This is a genomic window from Streptomyces sp. NPDC057702 (genome assembly GCF_042799315.1).
Lineage (GTDB): Bacteria > Actinomycetota > Actinomycetes > Streptomycetales > Streptomycetaceae > Streptomyces.
In genome coordinates, this window is sequence record NZ_JBHVJC010000035.1 from 25,726 (window position 1) to 45,193 (window position 19,468).

Annotated in this window: 16 protein-coding genes; 8 read left to right on the forward strand and 8 right to left on the reverse strand. The window is 73.9% G+C overall.

All coding sequences use genetic code 11. The features are described 5' to 3' along the window. Positions 1-44: 44 nt before the first annotated feature. Positions 45-509 carry a MarR family winged helix-turn-helix transcriptional regulator gene (locus ACFVFR_RS25025; RefSeq protein WP_383705475.1) on the reverse strand — a complete coding sequence of 155 codons (465 nt, stop codon included), beginning with the start codon at positions 507-509 and terminating at the stop codon, positions 45-47. 445 nt (positions 510-954) lie between these two features. On the opposite strand from ACFVFR_RS25025, the gene ACFVFR_RS25030 reads away from it, so the two are divergent. Further along, entirely contained in the window at positions 955-2,058 is a 1,104-nt protein-coding gene (locus ACFVFR_RS25030) for a Rieske 2Fe-2S domain-containing protein (protein WP_383705477.1), read from the forward strand. A gap of 70 nt (positions 2,059-2,128) precedes the next feature. Here the strand turns inward: ACFVFR_RS25030 and ACFVFR_RS25035 are convergent, their stop codons facing one another. The 3 genes from ACFVFR_RS25035 to ACFVFR_RS25045 form a co-directional block, all read right to left on the reverse strand. Then, a complete protein-coding gene (locus ACFVFR_RS25035) occupies positions 2,129-2,944 on the reverse strand; it encodes an SAM-dependent methyltransferase (RefSeq protein WP_383705480.1) in 816 nt (271 codons plus the stop codon). A gap of 117 nt (positions 2,945-3,061) precedes the next feature. Then, positions 3,062-4,117: an aminoglycoside phosphotransferase family protein gene (locus ACFVFR_RS25040; RefSeq protein WP_383705482.1), complete on the reverse strand. Its 1,056-nt coding sequence runs from the start codon at positions 4,115-4,117 to the stop codon at positions 3,062-3,064. A gap of 272 nt (positions 4,118-4,389) precedes the next feature. Further along, positions 4,390-4,869: a GNAT family N-acetyltransferase gene (locus ACFVFR_RS25045; RefSeq protein ID WP_383705485.1), complete on the reverse strand. Its 480-nt coding sequence runs from the start codon at positions 4,867-4,869 to the stop codon at positions 4,390-4,392. A 280-nt stretch (positions 4,870-5,149) separates the two neighbouring features. Between ACFVFR_RS25045 and ACFVFR_RS25050 the strand changes: the two genes are divergently transcribed. Together ACFVFR_RS25050 and ACFVFR_RS25055 are read left to right on the forward strand one after the other, a co-directional pair. Continuing rightward, positions 5,150-5,494 (forward strand): hypothetical protein, encoded by a 345-nt coding sequence (locus ACFVFR_RS25050; protein WP_383705487.1) that lies wholly within the window; start codon positions 5,150-5,152, stop codon positions 5,492-5,494. Positions 5,495-5,627: 133 nt separating this feature from the next. Beyond that, on the forward strand, positions 5,628-6,410 hold the full coding sequence (locus ACFVFR_RS25055) for an exodeoxyribonuclease III (RefSeq protein WP_383705490.1): 783 nt from the start codon (positions 5,628-5,630) through the stop codon (positions 6,408-6,410). A gap of 106 nt (positions 6,411-6,516) precedes the next feature. Here ACFVFR_RS25055 and ACFVFR_RS25060 read toward each other — a convergent pair whose 3' ends face one another. Further along, positions 6,517-7,365, reverse strand: coding sequence for a MerR family transcriptional regulator (locus tag ACFVFR_RS25060; RefSeq protein WP_383705576.1), 849 nt, complete (start codon positions 7,363-7,365; stop codon positions 6,517-6,519). Between the two features lie 343 nt (positions 7,366-7,708). On the opposite strand from ACFVFR_RS25060, the gene ACFVFR_RS25065 reads away from it, so the two are divergent. Genes ACFVFR_RS25065 through ACFVFR_RS25075 form a run of 3 tightly spaced genes read left to right on the forward strand, consistent with a single transcriptional unit; the run spans position 7,709 to position 11,258 of the window. Then, entirely contained in the window at positions 7,709-9,346 is a 1,638-nt protein-coding gene (locus ACFVFR_RS25065) for a flavin-containing monooxygenase (RefSeq protein ID WP_383705492.1), read from the forward strand. Next, positions 9,343-10,365 carry an alpha/beta fold hydrolase gene (locus tag ACFVFR_RS25070; RefSeq protein WP_383705494.1) on the forward strand — a complete coding sequence of 341 codons (1,023 nt, stop codon included), beginning with the start codon at positions 9,343-9,345 and terminating at the stop codon, positions 10,363-10,365. The genes ACFVFR_RS25065 and ACFVFR_RS25070 overlap by 4 nt, the downstream gene beginning before the upstream one ends. Further along, complete coding sequence (locus ACFVFR_RS25075; protein ID WP_383705496.1) at positions 10,362-11,258, forward strand: SDR family oxidoreductase; 897 nt, start codon at positions 10,362-10,364, stop codon at positions 11,256-11,258. Before ACFVFR_RS25070 ends, ACFVFR_RS25075 begins: the two co-directional genes overlap by 4 nt. 141 nt (positions 11,259-11,399) lie before the next feature. Here ACFVFR_RS25075 and ACFVFR_RS25080 read toward each other — a convergent pair whose 3' ends face one another. From ACFVFR_RS25080 to ACFVFR_RS25090, 3 genes are all read right to left on the reverse strand, one after another. Then, positions 11,400-11,585, reverse strand: a complete 186-nt coding sequence (locus ACFVFR_RS25080) for a hypothetical protein (protein WP_383705498.1) — start codon at positions 11,583-11,585, stop codon at positions 11,400-11,402. Positions 11,586-11,747: 162 nt separating this feature from the next. Beyond that, positions 11,748-12,290, reverse strand: a complete 543-nt coding sequence (locus tag ACFVFR_RS25085; protein ID WP_383705500.1) for a hypothetical protein — start codon at positions 12,288-12,290, stop codon at positions 11,748-11,750. A gap of 363 nt (positions 12,291-12,653) precedes the next feature. Next, a complete protein-coding gene (locus ACFVFR_RS25090; protein WP_383705503.1) occupies positions 12,654-16,232 on the reverse strand; it encodes a S41 family peptidase in 3,579 nt (1,192 codons plus the stop codon). Between the two features lie 186 nt (positions 16,233-16,418). Here ACFVFR_RS25090 and ACFVFR_RS25095 point away from each other — a divergent pair, with 186 nt between their 5' ends. Together ACFVFR_RS25095 and ACFVFR_RS25100 are read left to right on the forward strand one after the other, a co-directional pair. Beyond that, entirely contained in the window at positions 16,419-17,048 is a 630-nt protein-coding gene (locus ACFVFR_RS25095) for a TetR/AcrR family transcriptional regulator (protein WP_383705506.1), read from the forward strand. 105 nt (positions 17,049-17,153) lie between these two features. Next, positions 17,154-19,388, forward strand: a complete 2,235-nt coding sequence (locus tag ACFVFR_RS25100; RefSeq protein WP_383705509.1) for an MMPL family transporter — start codon at positions 17,154-17,156, stop codon at positions 19,386-19,388. Positions 19,389-19,468 lie beyond the last annotated feature (80 nt).

Consider the following 19,468-nt stretch of genomic DNA (forward strand, 5'->3'; position numbering starts at 1 on the left):
GGGACCGGTCGGGTCGGCGCCGCACGCCCCGGAGCCCGGTGCGGTTACGGCGCGGATCTGCCGGCCAGGTGCCGCAGGGTGGCCACCAGTCGCCCGCGGTCGTGCGGGGTGAGCCAGCCGAACAGCTCGTGGCCGACGCCGGCGGCGATCTCCTGGACGGCCGCCAGCCGCTGGTGGCCCTCGGGGGTCAACCGCACCGCGTAGGCGCGTCGGTCGTGGACGGCGCGGCGGCGCTCGGCCAGTCCCTGTCGCTCCAGCTCGTCGATGATCCGGACCATGGCCGACTTGTCCACGTGGAGTAGTTGGATCAGTTCCCGCTGGCTGACGGGGCCGTGCAGGGCGAGGCCGCGCAGGACGTCGAAGTGGCGGGCCTCGATGCCGGCGGTGCGAAGTCCGCTGCTGAACGACTGGCGGCAGCGCTGGTGGGCGGCGGCCAGCAGGGTGCTCAGCGCCGTGTCGTCGGTGATCGGGTCGAGTGTCGCGGGCCTCTGGGGCGGCTTGTCTTGCACGGCCGCCATCGTAAAGGTGGACAAGTTAATCTTATTTGAGACTGTCTTTTGAAATCCTTTTACAGCGGGCCCAGCGCGTGGAACGCCGGGCCCAACAGACGGTGACCACCGGGCGAAACGCGGACGGGACGCGGAGGCGCCGGCGCCAGGGGGCGAGGCCGCCGGACCCGGACGGCGAACAGGTGGGAGCGAAGGCGCGTCCCACGGGGTGGGGCGCGCGCGACGGGCGGAGCCGTACGGATGGGGCACCTGGTCCGCCGTATCACGATTGCTGCCGCCATGCGGGGACAAACCTCCTGCCAGCTCATTTCACGTCTTTCGGTGAGCGTGGCGCGAACGGTCGGCGTGCCACGGGCCCGGGCCACGACGCTGGAGCGAGCCCGTACGCGGCGGGTCCGACCCCGGTGGGCCGGACGCGGCGCGGGGCCCGAGCGAAAGGGGCGCCATGACCGTGCCGAAGCCACACCGACCCGAACCCCACCTGCCCCCCGAACACCCGCCTGCCGGGCCCCCGTCCGCCGGGCCCCCGCGCGCGGACCCGGCCCGGCCCGGGGCCTGGCGTCCGCCGCCGCCCTACCCCGACGGATGGTTCCCGGTCGCCACGCGGGCGGAAGTGGGGCCGGGGCGGGTGGTGACCCGGCGCCTGCTGGGCGAGGACGTCGTGGTCTACCGCACGCGCGGCGGCCGGCTGCGCGCGGTGCGGCCGTTCTGCCCGCATCTGGGGGCGCACCTGGGGCACGGCGGCCGGGTCGAGGGTGAGGACCTCGTCTGTCCCTTCCACCACTTCGCGTTCGGGCCGGGTGGGGAGTGCGTCCGGACCGGCTACGGCACGCCGCCGCCACGGGCCCGGCTGACCTCGCTGGAGTGCCGGGAGGCGGTCGGGCTGATCTTCGTGTGGCGGCACGCGCGGTCCGAGCCACCCTCGTGGGAGACCACCGCCCCGCCGCGCGGCGACTTCGGGCCGTCCCGCCACGCCGTGCGCACCCTGGTGGCCCACCCCCAGGACTTCATGGAGAACGTCGTCGACATCGGGCACTTCACGCCCGTCCACCGACTGGCCGCGAGCGTCGTCGCGGAGCCGCGGTTCGAGGGCCCGCGCATGGAGACCACGTACCGACTCGGGCGGACGAACGGAAAGCGGAACGCCCTCTTCGCCTCGGCGCCGCCCACCCGGGCGCTGGTGCAGGGGCTGAGCACCTTCAGCACGGAGACCACCGTGCCCTGGCTGGGCATGGACGTGCGGGCCTGGTTCTGCGTGGCGCCGGTGGACCCGGTACGCATCGCCCTGTGGCTGTCGGTCGCGGTGCGGTTCCCCCGACTCCGCCCCCGGGGCGCGGCCCGCGCGCTGGCCGCGCTGACACCGGGGCCGCTCGCGTGGCTCAGCACCTTCGAGACGGACCGGGACGTTCCCATCTGGGCGCACAGCAGCTACCTGGAGCAGCCCCGACTGGCCCAGGGAGACGGGCCGATCACCCGGTACCGCAGGTGGGCCCGCCAGTTCTACAGCGGCTGGCCGCCCGGCCCGCCGCCGGCCCGCCCCGACGCCTGACGCGGCGCGACGGGCGGGCGGGTCCGCTTCGGGCGGCGCGGCGGTCAGGCGGCCGGACGAGGGCGACGGGTCAGTTCTTGCGGGCGACGGCGCCGTACATGGCGATGTCCCGGTCGTCGATGGCCGGGTCGGTCGTCGCGTCCGGCTTCCAGTGGTGGACCTGCGTGACGCCCGGCTCCACCAGGTCGAGGCCGGCGAAGAACGCCTCGGCCTCGGGCCGGGTGCGCAGCCGCATCGGCATGCCGCGCCGCTCGTACTCGCTGGCCACCCGGCCCACCTCGTCCGGCGCGAAGTCGGCCGTGCCGATGGTCATGGCCAGGAAGCTGCCCGCCGGGAGCGGGTCGAGCAGCCGCCGCACGATGCCCATCGCGTCGTCCTCGTCCAACAGGAAGTGCACGATGCCGATGATCATCAGGCCGACGGGCCGGGTGAGGTCGAGCGTGTCGGCGACCTCGGGGGAGGCCAGGATGGCCGCCGGGTCGCGCATGTCGCCGTCGATGTAGGCGGTACGCCCCTGCGGCGTGCTGACCAGCAGCGCCTGAGCGTGGGTCAGCACGATGGGGTCGTTGTCCACGTAGACCACGCGCGAGTCGGGCGCCGTGCGCTGGACGACCTCGTGCAGGTTGGGCTCGGTGGGGATGCCGGTGCCGATGTCGAGGAACTGGCGCACCCCCTGCTCACGGGCGAGGTACTGCGCGGCCCGGTGCATGAAGAAGCGGTTCTCCCGCATGTGCACCGGAAGGGCCGGCCACTCCTGGCACATGGAGTCGCCGGCCTCCTGGTCGACGACGTAGTTCGTCTTGCCGCCCAGGATGTAGTCGTAGACACGCGCGGAGTGCGCTTCCTGGGTGTTGATGCGGTCCGCAGGGTAACCGTTTCTGGCCATCGTGCTCGCTCCCTCGTCGCTGGCCGTCCACGGTGTGCACGGCGTGCGACGAGTCTACGGATTACTTTGAGGGGCCAAGCAGTTGGGATCGGGGTTGTGTACGCCTCGGAGCAGGCGTTATACGCCGCGTGGGGTAGCGGACGCGATCGGCGACGACACCGCGCGCCAGGCCCGTTCCCGCTGGACACGCAGCAAGGGCAGCGGGCTGTCGTCGTCTCCGTACCGCCGGTCGGCCAACCGGACCAGCGTGTCGTACCGCGCGAGCAGCAGGCCGCGCCGACGGAGCGCGGGGCTGTGGCCGGCGCGGGCCGCCACGCGGTCGGCGACCGGCGCGCCCACCGCGATGGCCAGGCCCGCGATGTCCTCGGCCGGGTCGCCCAGGGCCGCGTCCGTCCAGTCGAGCACGCCCGTCACACGGCCATCGTCGCTGATCAGGAGGTGTTCGCCCTTGAGGTCGAAGTGGCCGAGGCAGGGCGCGAGTTCCCCGGGGTCGGCTGTGTCGCCGTCGCTCGGTGCCAGGTCGAGCGGTACGGCCGGGGCGGGTGTGAGGGGGGTGGCCGGGGCGCCCTGGGAGCGGTCGGAGGGCACGTACGGTGCCCGGCGTAGCGGGTTCGGCGCGGGCCCGGGGGCGGTGGGCGGCGCCGCGAGCCAGGCGTGCTGAGCTGGCTCGAACTCGCCGTCGGCTACCAGGCGTTCGGCGACTTGGAGCGCGGCCTGTCGTGACGCGGCCAGCGGCCGGGGTTCCTGGCGCGGTACCCCGAGGGCCGACGCGGCGGCCGGGTCCACCGCGCGCAGCCCGGCCAGCAGTGCGGCCAGGTCGGCCTCGCCGGCCGGGGCGGGGGGCCGCGTCTCCGCGCTGGTGCCGGGCAGCCGGGTGTCGAGGGTGAAGGTGAGCCCGGGCGCCCAGGTGCCGTGCGCGACGCTGGCCGGCACCGCGACCGTCAGGCGCGGGCGGAGCAGGTCGCGCAGCGCGATCTCGCGCCGCTGCCGCTCGGCGCCGGCCCGGTCCAGGGCCAGCCGCAGCACGTACGCCTCGCCGACCCACCAGGTCGCGTGCTCACCTCCCTCGTCCACGGGGCGCGGCGCGGCGCGGAGCGCGTCGGGCAGGCCGGCGGCGACCAGCAGTCGCCGCAGGTCGTCGGGCGATGCCGGGGGCGTGGGCGAAGCGGGCATGGGCTGCGGACCGTCGTTCCTCGGGCGGGGCGGGGCGGGGCGGGGCGCGGGCGGGACGGTCGGCCGGTGGTGCGGGCGGTCGACCGCCGGGCCCGGCGATCACGGGCGGCACGCGCCGACCACGCCCCCGGGCTCGCCGGGCCGTGGGTGGGCACGCCCGGCCATCATGCGCGGGGGCATGCCGGGACGCGAGAGGATTTCGGGCCGCGCGGGGGCGGAGCGGCCGGGTGGGAGGCGCGGGCTCGGGCGGGCGATGCCGAGGCGGCGGGGGCTCAGCCCAGGGGCTTGGTGTAGCAGCGGCTCTCGTCGTGGAAGCGGTAGAGGCCGAACTTCGGTTCCTGGGGCACGTACGCGCACGACTCGTACAGCGCCAGCGCCTCCGGCTGCTCGATGCCGGACTCCAGCACCATGCGGGTGCGGCCGGCCGCGCGCGCGTCGTCCTCCAGGGCGGCGAGTATGCGCCGGGCCAGCCCCCGGCCGCGCGCCGCGCGCACCACGAACATGCGCTTGAGCTCGGCGTCCCCGTCCGCGTACCCCTCGTCGTTCGCGTCCTGGGTGCGCCAGCCACCGCTCGCCACCGGGGTGCCGTCCGCGTCGTAGGCGAGCAGGTAGAGCCCGGTCGGCGGGTCGAACTGGTGGGGCTGGAGCTCGCTGTCGTCGGGCTCGCCGTAGCGCTCGACGTACTCCTGCTGGACCAGGTCGTTGAGCAACGCGGCGTCGGGGTGGTCATACGACACGGGCACGATCTGCATCCTCGTATCGTACGGGCGTGCGGTCGCGGGTGGCCGGTCTCGCCGGGTGCTCCCGCGCTGGTGGGGCGGGCCGGCGGCGGGGGCGGACCCGGTGTGCGGCGGGCCGGTCGCGCGGCGGGCCAGGCGGGGTGCGGCGGGGGCGGGCGGCGCGGTGGTACGGCGTGCCCACCGGACCCGGCGAGGTGAGACGTTGGTCACTCTTCCTCGGTGCGTGTGGGCGTGGTGCCCCGTTTTCTCCTCACTCACGGTGTAGGGGCCGGGCGCGCTGAGAGGGAACACGATGAGCGAGACGCCGAGTGATGCGGAGATCCTGCGCGCGGTGCGCCGCGTCCACGACCTGGAGCGGCGGCACGAGGCGTTGCGGGCCCGGCTGGACGGCATGGCCGAGGCGCGCAGCCCGGAGGACGTGGCCGAACAGAACCGCTACGGCGAGGCGATGGCGGCGACGGCCGAGACCCTGCTGATCGAGTCCGTCTTCGCGCTGGAGGAGATCGGCCTCTCGCTGGCCGCCCGCGCCGTCGAGGTCACCGCGGCGGCCGAGGGCATCAACCTGCCCGGCGCCCCGTCGCCCGGCCCCGCCGCGCCCGGCGCGCGGGCACCCGACACCGCCGTGCACCGGGGGTGAGCCCGCCGCCCACCCCGCCGGAGGCGAGCGTTCCGCCCGGGCGTGCGCGAGGGCCGGGCCGGGCGGCCGGCGCGTAGGCTTCCTGGGGTTCGGTGAGCGACTGGAGAGCATTGTGACGCGTACGGTGACGACGGTGAACGTGAACGGTCTGCGGGCCGCCGCGAAGAAGGGCTTCGTGCCCTGGCTGGCGGCGACCGAGGCGGACGTGGTGTGTCTCCAGGAGGTGCGGGCCGAGCCGGAGCAGTTGCCGGCCGAGGTGCGCGCGCCGGAGGGCTGGCACGTGCTGCACGCGCCCGCCGAGGCCAAGGGCCGGGCCGGCGTCTCGCTGTACACCCGCGAGCGCCCCGAGAGCAGCCGGATCGGCTTCGGCTCCAGCGAGTTCGACGCCGGCGGGCGCTACGTGGAGGCCGACCTGCCGGGGCTGACCGTCGCGAGCCTCTACCTCCCCTCCGGCGAGGCGAACACGCCCCGGCAGGAGGAGAAGGAGCGCTTCATGGGCGAGTTCCTGCCCTACCTCAAGGAGTTGCGTGAGCGCGCCGCGGCCGGCGGGCGCGAGGTGCTGGTCTGTGGCGACTGGAACATCGCCCACCGCGAGGCCGACCTGAGGAACTGGAAGGCCAACCGCAAGAGCGCCGGCTTCCTGCCCGAGGAGCGGGACTGGCTGGGCCGGGTCTTCGACGAGGGCGGCTACGCGGACGTCGTACGGCGCCTGCACCCGGACGTCGAGGGCCCGTACTCCTGGTGGTCCTACCGGGGCAAGGCGTTCGACAACGACAGCGGCTGGCGCATCGACTACCACGTGGCGACCCCCGGCCTGGCCGAGCGTGCCACCTCCGCCGTCGTGGAGCGCGCCGCCTCCTACGACCTGCGCTGGTCCGACCACGCGCCGGTGACCGTCACGTACGCGTCCGCGTAACCCCGGGGCCGGCGAGCGGGCCGGCGCGCGCCCGGTCGCGGCGCGGGTGCCTCCCCGCGCACGGGAGTGGGGCGCGCGCCCGCGCGGGGGGCCGGCGCCCCCGGCCCTACCCCTCCGCGATCTCCGCCGCCCCCGGCTCGGCCCTTGTCGCCGCCCCCGCCTCGGCCGTCTCGGTGGCTCCCGCCGCCCCCGCCGCTGCCGCCTCCGCCGGCGACGGCCGCTGCTGGGGCTGGGGTTGGGGCTGGCCCAGCCACTTCTCCAGGTCCGCGCGGACGCGGCGGTCCATGGCCAGGGACAGTTCCGCGTCGACGATGCTCTTGGCGCTCTGCCGGAGCCTGTCCAGGGTCGTGGTGACGCGGGCGGTCTCGTCGGGGGTCAGGCCCTCGCCCTCGCCGGCCCGGGCGATGACGTCGGCCAGGACGTGGGTGCGGACGAGCGCGGTGAAGGTCTCCGTGACGGCCTCCATGTGCTGCCGCAACTCCCGCCCGGCCGCCAGCACTTCGGACAGCGGCACGCCCTTGGTGACCAGTTCGTGCGAGGCGTCCAGCAGCCGGCGGCTGACGTGGACCAGGTCGTCGCCGTCCACGGCCAGGTAGCCCAGGTCCAGCGAGGCCGCCAGGTTCTCCGGGGTGACCTCACCGGTGAAGTAGTCGGCCAGCTCCTGTGGCGTGAGCTTGACCGGGGTCTCCTGCGACCACGGCACGGAGATGGCGGCGGCCAGCCCCAGCACCTCGCCCACGTCGCGACCGCTCTCGAAGGCGGTGAGCAACTCCGCTATGCCGCCCAGCGTGTGGCCGCGTTCCAGAAGGGCCGCGATGGTGCGCAGTCGGGCCAGGTGGTGCTCGGTGTACCAGGCGATGCGGCCCTCGCGGCGCGGTGGCGGGATGAGCTTGCGCTCGCGGTAGAAGCGCAGCGTCCGTACGGTGATGTCGGCCGCCGAGGCCAGCTCCGCCATCCGGTACTCGCGCCCCAGCGGGGCCTTCGTCGTCTTCGCCACCCGGGCAGCCTATGCCGAGCTGGCCGGATCGCGCGGGCCGGCGCGGGGCGCCGCCGACCGCCGCCGCCCCACCCTCCCCCGCTGCCCCGACCGGCCCCCGAACGCCAGTCGGGGCCCGGTTCCCCGGTGGCGCGGGGCGTGCCGCGCGGAGTGCGGCGTCCGTGGCGGGCCCGTACGACCCGGGGGTGCGACCGTCGGTAACTTGCCGCCGCACGACCCCTACCGCTCGGTATGGTCCTGCCTTACCCTCCTAACCGTGCCAGTGATTGCTGGCGCGGTTTCTTGACTCGGGAGGCGTGGGATGGCCGAACATGAGCACGTGCGGGTGGCGGTGATCGGCACCGGCTTCGGCGGGCTGGGGGCGGCGGTCCGGATGCGGCGCGAGGGCATCACCGACTTCGTGGTCCTGGAGCGGGCCGACGCCGTCGGCGGCACCTGGCGCGACAACAGCTACCCCGGCTGCGCCTGCGACGTCCCCTCCCACCTGTACTCCTTCTCCTTCGCGCCCAACCCCGAGTGGCCGCGCAACTTCTCCGGCCAGCCGCACATCCGCGCCTACCTGGAGCGGGTCACCGACACCTTCGGACTCCGCCCGCACCTGCGCTTCAACTCCGAGGTGCGCGCCGCCCGCTGGGACGGCGAGCACCTGCGCTGGGAGCTCGACACGGCCAGCGGCACGTACACCGCCGACGTCATCGTCTCCGCCACCGGCCCGCTCTCCGACCCACGGGTCCCGGCCGTTCCCGGACTCGACGGCTTCCCCGGCCGGGTCTTCCACTCGGCGCGCTGGGACCACGACTACGACCTGCGCGGCAAGCGCGTGGCCATGATCGGTACGGGTGCCTCCGCCATCCAGATCGTGCCCGCCATCGAGTCCACCGTCGAGCGCCTCACCCTCTTCCAGCGCACCCCGCCCTGGGTGCTGCCGCGCGCCGACCGGAAGATCACCGCCATCGAGCAGTGGCTGCACCAGAAGGTGCCGGCCACCCGCGCGGCGCGCCGTGGACTCCTGTGGGGCATCCGCGAACTCCAGGTCAGCGCCTTCACCAAGCGCCCCCAGCAGCTCGGCCTGATCGAGGCGCTGGCCAGGTCCCATCTGCGCAAGGGGATCAAGGACCCGGCGCTGCGGGCCAGGCTCACCCCCGACTACCGCATCGGCTGCAAGCGCATCCTGCTCTCCAACAGCTACTACCCGGCGCTCGCCCGACCCCATGTGGACGTGGTGGCCTCCGGGCTGGCCGAGGTGCGCGGCTCGACGCTGGTCGCGGCCGACGGCACCGAGACCGAGGCCGACGCGATCATCTTCGGCACCGGCTTCCACGTCACGGACATGCCCATCGCCCAGCGCGTGACCGGCGCCGCCGGCACCACGCTGGCCGAGGAGTGGAAGGACGGGATGGAGGCCCTGCGCGGCAGCACCGCCGCCGGCTTCCCCAACTTCATGACGATCATCGGCCCCAACACGGGCCTGGGCAACAGCTCGATGATCCTGATGATCGAGTCGCAGCTCAACTACCTGGTCGACTACCTGCGCCAACTCGACGCCCTGGGCGGCCGGGCCGCGCTGGTGGCCCGCCCGTCGGCGGTGCGCGCCTGGACGCGCCGGGTGCAGGAGCGCATGAAGCGCACCGTGTGGAACGTCGGTGGCTGCGACAGCTGGTACCTGGACGCGGCCGGCCGCAACACCACCGTCTGGCCCGGCACCACCAGCGAGTTCCGCCGCGCCACCCGCGAGGTGAACCTCGCCGAGTACGACGTGCTGCGCGCCGGCCCACCGGCGGCCGACGACGACACCCGTACGGATGTGCCGGCGCATGCCCAGGGCGCACCCGTGGGTAGGTCAGGCACGTCCACCCCACCCGCCGAGCGAGCCGCGGCGCCGGCCGCGTCGGCCACCACGCCGCAGGCCGACGGCCCAACCACGGAGGCCGTTGCGTGAACCGGCTGAGCTCCACCGCCCAGGGCAGGTACGCCCCGCCCACCCCCACCCGTGAACTGACCGTCACCACCGCCGACGGCGCCCGCGTCCACGCCGAGCAGTTCGGACCGGACGACGCTCCGGCCGTGGTCCTGGCACACGGCTGGACCTGTTCCATCGCCTTCTGGGCGCCGGTGATCCGGGAGTTGGCCGACGACCACCGGGTCATCGCCTACGACCAGCGCGGACACGGCCGTTCCGCCCCGCCCCCCTACGGCGCGTACACCACCGAGACGCTGGCGGACGACCTGGCCGCGGTGCTCGACCAGACCCTGACCACCGGGCCAGACGGGGCCCCGGAGCGGGCCGTCGTGGTCGGCCACTCCATGGGCGGGATGACGATCATGGCGGCGGCTCGCCACCGGGAGCTGCGCGAGCGGGCCGCCGCCGTGCTGATGTGCAGCACCGGCGCCGGCCGGCTGCTGGACGAGACGCTGGTGGTGCCGACCCCGCGCGGCCCGGTCCGCCGGCGGGTGCACACCTTCGTGCTCGGCTCGGCCGCCCCGCTCGGCCGGGTCACGCCGGTCGCCCGCCGGGTGCTCAAGTACGTGACGATGGGCCGCGCCGCGACGGTCGAGATGACCGACGCCTGCGCCCGTGTCGTGCACGCCTGCCCGCGCCGGGTGCGCGCCCAGTGGGGCCACATGATGGGCGACATGGACCTGGACCGGCACGTCGGCGAGCTGACCCCGCCCACCGCCGTCCTGGTCGGCACCGCCGACCGGCTCACCCCACCCGTGCACGCCCGCCGGATCGTGGCCGCGCTGCCCCACTCGCTGGGCCTGACCGAGCTGCCCGGCATCGGACACATGACCCCGCTGGAGGTGCCGGACACGGTGACCGCCGCCATCCGCGGCCTGGTCGCCGACCACCTGCGCGAGCCCGCCGCGACCCCGGCCACCGCGACCCCGGCCACCGCGTCCCCGAACGCGTCGGCCACAGCCGACGTGGCGACGACCAAGGAGCGACGATCGGCATGAGCGCACGACACAGCCTGGAAGGCCAGGTGGCCGTGGTCACCGGAGCGGCGCGCGGCGTGGGGGAGTTGCTGGCCCGCAAGCTCTCGGCGCGCGGCGCCACGGTGGCACTGGTGGGCCTGGAGCCCGAGGAGCTCAAGCGGGTGGCCGAGAGCCTGCACGGCCCGGGCGGCCACTGGTACGCCGACGTCACCGACCACGCGGCGATGTCCCAGGTCGCCCGGGAGGTCAAGGAGCGGTTCGGCACGGTGGACATCGTCGTGGCCAACGCCGGCGTGGCCACCGGCGGCCCGTTCGTCGAATCCGACGAGCGGTCCTGGAACCGGGTCATCGAGGTCAACCTCATCGGCAGCGCCACCACCGCCCGCGCCTTCCTGCCCGTCCTGCTGGAGAGCCGGGGCTATCTGCTCCAGATCGCCTCGCTGGCCGCGATCACCCCCGCCCCGCTGATGAGCGCGTACTGCGCGTCCAAGTCCGGCGTCGAGGCGTTCGCGCACAGCCTGCGCGCCGAGGTCGGCTACCGGGGCGTACGCGTCGGGGTCGGCTACCTGAGCTGGACCGACACCGACATGGTGCGCGGCGCCGACGAGGACGAGGTGCTGCGCGACCTGCGGGCCGGCCTGCCCTGGCCCGGCAACCGCACCTATCCGCTGGGCCCGGCCGTGGACCGGCTGGTGGCGGGCATCGAGCGGCGCTCGCCGCACGTGTACGCGCAGTGGTGGCTGCGCGGCATGCAGGCGGTCCGTGGCTACCTGCCGGCCCTCGTCGGCACCGTCGGCCAGCGCGAGATGCGCCGCTTCGCGCCCCGCCTCGAAGCCCGCCGGGGCGCCGGCCGGGGCCTGGTCGGCGCCGGCGGCGGCGCGGACGAGGCGGCCCGGAACAGCCGCCGCGGCTGACCGGGCCTGACCCGGGTCCGGCCCGGTATCACGGGAGGAGGGGCGCGCCCACGGGCACGCCCCTCCTCGGGTACCGGGTCGAACCGGCGTCCCCGGACGCCGTGCCGGCCACCGGCCGGCTCGGCGCGCGGGGGCGCGTTCTCAGGTGAAGCGGTCCTTGGCGTCGTCCAGGGTGTCCTGGACGCCCTCCTTGGCCTGGTCCCCCTTCTCCTTGCCACGCTCCTTGGCGTCGCTCTGGTCGTCCTTGTCCTTGGACCCGCCGAGCTTGTCCTTGGCCTGCTGCCGCATCTGCTCGGCCTTGTCCTTGAACTGGTCCGAAACGCCCATGGTGTTCCCTCCTCGGGGTGATCGGGGATGGGCCCCGATCAGCCTGACACGGGCCCTCGTACTTCGCATGTCGGGCATTTTCGCCCCGCCCGTGAGCGGCCCGCCACCCGCGTGGGGCGGCCGTGGGGCCCGTCAGTCGGCAGGCTCGCTCCGCCGTCCCCGCTACGGTCTGCGGCCACGCCCCTGCGGGAGCTGCCCCAGATGCACGGCGCGGTGGATGACCTGCGCCAGCTCCCCGGCGTCCGCGGTGAACGTGTCGACGCGGATCCTGCGGGGCCTGTCGCCGCGCAGTTGGAGAGCGAAGGTGAACCCCATACCCCGGGCCTCGGCCAGGGGCCGCCCGTCGTCGCCCTTGGCGCTCACCCGCTCGATGTCCGTCCAGGGGATCACGGTGGCGGTGCCGGCCACCCGGTGGGTCAGTCCCCGCTCGTGGACGTCGAAGCACTGCTCCCGGGTGCGAAGCGCCTGCACCAGCCGCCAGATCCCCAGGCCCAGACCCATCAGGGCGGCTCCGAGCAGCAGGCCCGCCACTTGCGGCGCGCTGTCGGCGGTGTTGAGGGAGTCGATGGCCATGGGTACTCCGAAGGCCGCGCCCACGGCGCCCGCGACCATGAGGACACCGGCCTGGCGCAGGCGCCTGCCGTTGTCGGTACGGTGCTCGCGGACGAACCCCCCGAGCTGTTGGGCCGCTTCCCTACGCCGCATCAGGTCCCCTCCCGATTGCCCTCACCCGGTGTGACCACCCCGAGTGCTCCAACGACGCCGGCCCGGGGAGAGCTGTCGAGGCGCCCACCGGGCCGGCCCCGCCATGTTCGCACGCCCCCGCGCGCGCCCCACTGGCCGAACACGTCTCAACTCGGCCTCGGGTCAGAGGGGTTGGGGACGCCCCGAGGGGCGCGGCGGACGCGGCTCGCGGGCCGTGGCGGCTGGACGCCGTTCGGGCGCGGAGCCCAGCCGTGGCGAACCGCGCGGCCCGGTCACCTCGGCCGGGCCGGGGCCCGTCAGCTCCGCCGGCCGGTGGCGCCCCCCGAGTCTCGGCCCCGTCGGCCGCCGGCGGCCGACGGTGGCTCAGGAGCGAGGCGGCAGTGGTGGGCGGCTGCGGTCGGGTACGGCGGAGTAGTCCGGTGGCCGCGCGGCCGGGTGGCGTTCGAGCAGGTCCAGTGCGGTGCGCACGGCGACGGCGAGTTGCGGGTGGCGGCCCTCGGCCCAGTCCAGCGGCGAGCGCGGGGCCTCGATGTCCGGCTCCACGCCGTGGTTCTCCACGCCCCAGCCGTACGCGTCGAACCAGGCCGCGTTCATCGGCACGGTGATCGCCGTGCCGTCCACCAGTCGGTGCCGCCCGGTGATGCCCACGACCCCGCCCCAGGTGCGCAGCCCCACCACCGGGCCGAGGCCCAGCAGTCGGAACGCGGCGGTGATCATGTCGCCGTCGGAGGAGGTCATCTCGTCGGCGACGGCCACCACGGGCCCGCGCGGCGCGTCGCCGGCGTAACTGACCGGCTGGGCGTGGCGGGTGAGGTCCCAGCCGAGGATGGTGCGGGTCAGCTTCTCCACGACCAGTTCGCTGATGTTGCCGCCCGCGTTGCCGCGTACGTCCACGATCAGCGCGGGCCGTGACATCTCCATGCGCACGTCCCGGTTGAACTGCGCCCAGCCCGACCCGCCCATGTCGGGGATGTGCAGGTAGCCGCACCTGCCGCCGCTGAGTTCGCGCACGACCTCGCGCCGCTTGGCGACCCAGTGCTGGTAGCGCAGCGGGCGTTCGTCGATGAGCGGCACGATGGCCACCCGGCGCGGCGGGCCGGCGCCCTCGGCGGGGGTGAAGGTGAGCTCCACCGTCGTGCCGCCGGCCGCGGTCAGCAGCGGCGCGGGCCCGGCCACCGGGTCCACCGGCCGGCCGTCCACGTGGGTGAGCGTGGCGCCCTCGCGGATGCCCGAACCGGCCAGCGGGGAACGGGCCTTGGAGTCGGAGGAGTCGCCCGGCAGGATGCGCGAGACCACCCAGGACCCGTCCCTGGCCCGGGTGAGGTCCGCGCCGAGCAGGCCGATGGCCCGCTGGTAGTGCGGCGGCCCCTCGTTGCGGCGGGCGGGCGAGACGTACGCGTGCGAGGTGCCCAGCTCGCCGAGGACCTCGCGCAGCAGGTCGGCGAACTCGTCGGGGGAGGCGACGCGCTCCAGCAGCGGCCGGTACTGGTCCAGGATCGCGTCCCAGTCCACCCCGCCCAGCCCCGGCTCCCAGAAGTACGACCGGACCAGCCGCCCCGCCTCCGCGTACGCCTGGCGCCACTCGGCCGCCGGATCGACGTCGTGCAGGATGCGCCGCAGGTCCATCTGGACCGTGGAGTCCGCGTCCGCGAGGTCGTTCGCCGGCACCACGCGCAGGTCACCGTCGTCGTTGACGACCAGCCGGGAGCCGTCGCCGCTGACCGCGAACCAGTCGACGGCGCTGGTGAGTTCGCTCCGTCGGGCCTTGGCGAGGTCGAAGTGTTCCAGGGTGGGGCGACCCGAGGTGTCGGCCGGGTTGGCGAACGTCTCGCCCAGCGCGCCCGAGATCGGCCAGCGCAGCCAGACCAGCCCGCCGCCGCTGACCGGGCACAGCGAGGAGTACTTGGACGCGGCGACCGGGAAGACCGTGACCCGGCTGGCCAGCCCCTCCACCTCGACCAGGACCTTGCTGTCCAGATCGCCGGCGGTCACCGCCGGGTCGAGCCCGCCGGCGGCCGGCCGGCCCTCGGGCGAGAGCGCGAACGGCGAGGGCGTGGCCGAGGACAGCGGCACCAGGTAGGGGCGGCAGCCCAGGGGGAAGGACAGGTCCCCGGTGTGGACGTCGTAGACCGGGTCGAAGCCGCGCCAGGAGAGGAAGGCCAGATAGCGCCCATCGCGCGTGAAGACGGGCTGTTCGTCCTCGAACCGCCCGTCGGTGACGTCCACGATGGCCCGCCCCAGGGTGCCGGTGGGCCGCAACCGGGCGATCTTGATCTTGCGTAGCGAGCGCCCGATGTGCGGATGCGACCAGGCCAGCCACGCCGAGTCGGGTGAGAACGCCAGGTCCCGCACCGGCCCGTTCGCCGACCGCGCCAACTCGCTGACCACGGGCGTGGTGGGTGCGGCGGGTGCCTGCGGGGCCTCGGTCGCGCCGGCGCCCGTCGGCGCGGCGGCGTCGTCAGCCGTGCCGGGCAGCCCCTGCTCGGCCGCTGCCTCGGGGGCGTCGGCCACCTCCGGCGCCTCGCCCGCCCCAGGCACCTTGGCCGCCTCGCCCGCCCCGGGCGTCGCGTAGTCGGTGGCGGGGCCCATGCCGGGCAGCGGCTCGTCCATGGTCCGTGGTTCGTCCTCCGGGCGGGGGGCCGCGTCCACCAGCAGCAGCCGGCCGTCGTGGGTGGCCACGGCCAGCCACTCGCCGTCGGGCGAGGCGACCATCTCGTGCACCCGGCCCAGCCGCCCGGCCGCCAGCCGTCGCGGCCGGGAGGGCCCGGTGGCCCGGGGGAGCTGCGCGATCTCGATCGCGTCCGCACCCTCCACGTCGGTCACGTACGCCACCCGCCCGGTCGGCCCGAGCATCTCCGGCAGCCGTACGCGCACGCCCGGCGTGTCCGCGATGGTGCGCGCCGGGCCGTCCCGGTGGGTGAGCCAGTACAGGCTGCCGCGCACGCCCACCGCGCTGGCCCGCCCGGTCTCGTCCACGGCCAGCGAGCGCAGGTGCGCGGCGGCGGGCACCTGGTACGAGCGCCGCCCGGTGCGTGGCCCGCCGAGGCGTACCGGGACCCGCCGGGGCCGGCCCGCCGGGCCCAGGTCCTCCACCAGCCACAGGTCGCCCGCGCACTGGTAGACCACGCGCGTGCCGTCGGTGGCGGCGTGGCGGGCGTAGAAGTCCGCATGATCGGTGTGTCGTCGCAGGTCGGAGCCGTCGGGCAGGCAGGAGTAGAGGTTGCCGACGCCCTCGTGGTCGGAGAGGAAGGCGATCCGCCCGGCGACGAACATCGGGCTGTCCAGGTGCCCGTACACCGTCGGCACCAGCCGGGTGCCGTGCAGCCACAGGCGGCCCATCGCCCCGCCCCGGTAGCGCTTCCAGGAGGCCGGCTCGTGCGGGGGCTTGCCGGTGAGCAGCAGCGTGCACCGGTTGCCGGGCCCCTCCCCGGCCAGTTCCTCGCCGCCGAGCTCGACGCCGGCGAGGTCGGCCGCGTCCAGGTCGGCGACGGCGATGTCGGAGACCGGGCCCCACGGCAGCCGCCCGCCCGGGCTGCCGTCGGTGGGCAGGCTGTAGGCCCAGGAGTAGTACGAGAACGGCTGGCCGTGCGAGGAGACGGCCAGGATGTCCGAGCGCCCGTCCTTGTCGGGGGGCGTCCAGCCGCACACCCGGGTGTCGGTGCCGCCCCAGTAGGTCAGCCGGCGGGCCGGCCCGCCCCCGGTGGGCGTGAGGTAGATCTCCGGGTCCAGACTGCGCCAACTGGTGTACGCGATCTGGGTGCCGTCCGGGGAGAAGCGCGGATGGCCCACGCGAGTGCGATCGACGGTCAACCGCCAGGCCCGCTCGGGCGTCCTAGCAGGAGCGGTCAGCGATGCGACCCAGAGGTCGTCCTCGGCCGCGAAGCAGAGCAAGTCCCCATGGAGATGCGGAAAGCGGACATAGCTGTCGTCGCTAACGGTCACCCGTCCATGCTTTCGGTCCCGGGGGCGCGCGGCAACTCGGTTGGGCGCACTACATGCGTGCGAAGTGTTTTACCCGCGCATGGTTGCGCTGTGATGCACGACACGAGCGAAACGGCGTCGTTTCGTTGACGCGGAGCGTATGGTGAGGGTGTACGAAACCGTTTCGTTCGGAAGGGGGTGTGCTCCATGCAGGTCGCCGCGGGCAAGCCAGCGACGCGACGCAGCAGGCTGACCCCCGAGCGGGAGGGCGAGCTCTACAACGCCGTCATCGAGCTGCTCCGCGAGGTGGGCTATGAGGCGCTGACGATGGACGCGGTCGCCGCGCGCACCCGGGCCAGCAAGGCCACGCTCTACCGCCAGTGGAAGGGCAAGCCGGAGCTGGTGGCCACCGCGCTGCGGTCGCTCAAGCCGGTCGCGCTGGAGGAGATCGACACCGGTTCGCTCCGGGGCGATCTGCGCGAAATGGTGCGTTGCGGAGAGCACAACGCCGAGCGTGACGCGGATCTGCTGCGCGGCCTGGCCCACGCGGCGCACGACTACCCGGATCTTGAGCAGGCGCTTCGAGAGCTGCTCATCGCCCCCGAACTCGTCGCCCTCGACGCGCTGCTGACGCGCGCCGTCGCCCGAGGGGAGATCGTCGCGGGAACGCCCGCCATGCACTTCGTGCCGCACATGATGACCGGGGCCTTCGTGGCCCGCCCGCTGATCGACGCCGCGTACGCGGACGACGCCTTCCTCTACGGATACATCGACGCCGTGATACTCCCCGCTCTCGGCGCCGACCCTGACGTGACCACACGCCTGGCCGTCACCTAGATTCGGCTTTACCCGAAAGACCCCATCCCAGCGCGCCGCTCTCGTCGCTGGGCTGGTCCAGCACGTCCCTGCCACTCCACTATTTCGACGGGAGCACCCCTTCTCGTGGCCACCTTCCTATACAAGCTCGGCCGATTCGCCTTCAGGCGACGCCGGTTCGTCGCCTTGTTCTGGGTAGCGCTGTTGGCAATCGCCATCACGGGCGCCGCCACCGCAGCCAAGCCGACCGAAGAGAACTTCTCCGTACCCGGGACCGAGGCGCAGGAAGCCTTCGACCTGATGGAGAAGCGCAGCCCCGAGGTCAGTGCCGACGGCGCCAGCGCCCGGATCGTCTTCCGCGCCCCCGGCGACGAGAAGATCACCGATGAGAAGAACAAGAGCGAAGTTCTCAAGGTGATCTCGGACGTCCAGAAGAGCTCGGACGAGGTCCTCCCGATCGCGGACCCGTTCGCGACCGGGACCGTCAGCAAGGACGGCACCACGGCCTTCGTGACGGCCACCTACAAGGTCAGCTCCATGGAGCTGAAGGACAAGACCAAGGACGGTCTGGAGAAGGCCGCGATCGACTACGACGACGACGGCGGCAAGAAGCCGGCCGTCGAGGTCGGTGGCGACGCGCTGGAGACCATGCCCGAGCAGGGCGCGACCGAGATCATCGGTATCGCCATCTCCGCCGTGGTCCTCATCATCACCTTCGGCTCGCTGGTGGCCGCCGGGCTCCCGCTGCTGACCGCCCTGATCGGCGTCGGCATCGGCATCTCCTCGATCACCGCGCTGGCCAACGTGCTCGACCTGGGCAGCACCACCTCGACGCTGGCCATGATGATCGGCCTCGCGGTCGGCATCGACTACGCGCTGTTCATCGTCTCCCGGTACCGGGCCGAACTGGCCGAAGGCAGGGAGCGCGAGGAAGCGGCCGGACGCGCCGTCGGCACCGCGGGCTCCGCGGTCGTCTTCGCCGGTCTGACCGTCATCATCGCCCTGGTCGGCCTCGCGGTCGTCAACATCCCGGTGCTGAGCAAGATGGGCTTCGCCGCCGCGGGCACCGTGGCCATCGCCGTCCTCATCGCCATCAGCATGATCCCCGCGATGCTCGGCTTCGCCGGAAAGCGCATCTTCGGCCGCAAGGCCCGCAAGAAGAGCGAGAACGGCATCCCGAGGGCCTCCGACAAGCCCAAGATGGGCACCCGCTGGGCCCGCTTCGTGCTCCGTCGCCCGGTGGCCGTGCTGCTCCTCGGCGTGGTCGCGCTCGGCGCCGCCGCTGCCCCGGTCAGCAAGCTGGAGCTCGGCCTGCCGGACGACGGCTCGCAGCCGACGGACACCACCAAGCGCAAGGCGTACGACCTGGTCTCCGACGGCTTCGGCGTCGGGTACAACGGCCCGCTCATGGTGGTCGTGGACGCGGCCAAGGCCAAGGACGCGCAGGACGCCGGCAAGACCGTCGCCGACAGCATCCGCAAGCTGGACGACGTCGCCAGCGTCACCGACGCCGCCTTCAACAAGGCCGGTGACACCGCGACGATCACGGTCATCCCGGCCTCCAAGCCGAGCAGCACGGAGACCGAGGACCTGGTCTCCAACATCCGTGACCAGGCCGACGGCTGGAAGTCGCAGACCGGGGCCAAGGTCCTGGTGACCGGCACCACGGCCATGAACATCGACATCTCGAAGAAGCTGAACGACGCGCTGGTGCCCTACCTGGCACTCGTGGTCGGTCTGGCCTTCGTCCTGCTGATGGTCGTCTTCCGCTCGGTCCTGGTTCCGCTCAAGGCGGCGCTCGGCTTCCTGTTGTCCGTCGTCGCGGCGCTCGGCGCCGTGGTCGCGGTCTTCCAGTGGGGTTGGCTGTCGGGCCTGTTCGGTGTCGAGCAGACCGGCCCGGTGATGAGCATGATGCCGATCTTCATGATCGGCGTGGTCTTCGGTCTGGCCATGGACTACGAGGTGTTCCTCGTGACCCGCATGCGCGAGGCGTACGTCCATGGCGAGACGCCCGAACAGGCCGTGGTGACCGGCTTCACGCACGGCGCCCGTGTGGTCTCCGCCGCCGCCGTCATCATGATCAGCGTCTTCGCGGGCTTCATCGGCTCGCACGACCAGATGGTCAAGATGATCGGCTTCGGCCTGGCGATCGCGGTGCTCTTCGACGCCTTCGTCGTCCGTATGGCCATCGTTCCGGCGGTGCTCGGGCTGCTCGGCAAGAGCGCCTGGTGGCTGCCGCGTTGGCTGGACAAGGCCCTGCCGAACGTGGACGTGGAAGGCGAGAAGCTCCAGAAGCAGCTCGGCGACCCGGCCCCGGCGCAGCAGGACAGCGACCCGGACGCGCGTCTGACCCGGGTGTGAGCGCGGGTCCGCGCGGGGCCCCGGCGGGGGCGGCGGGGCCCGCCCGGGGGGGGGCGCGCGGGGCCGGGCCCCGGGGGGAC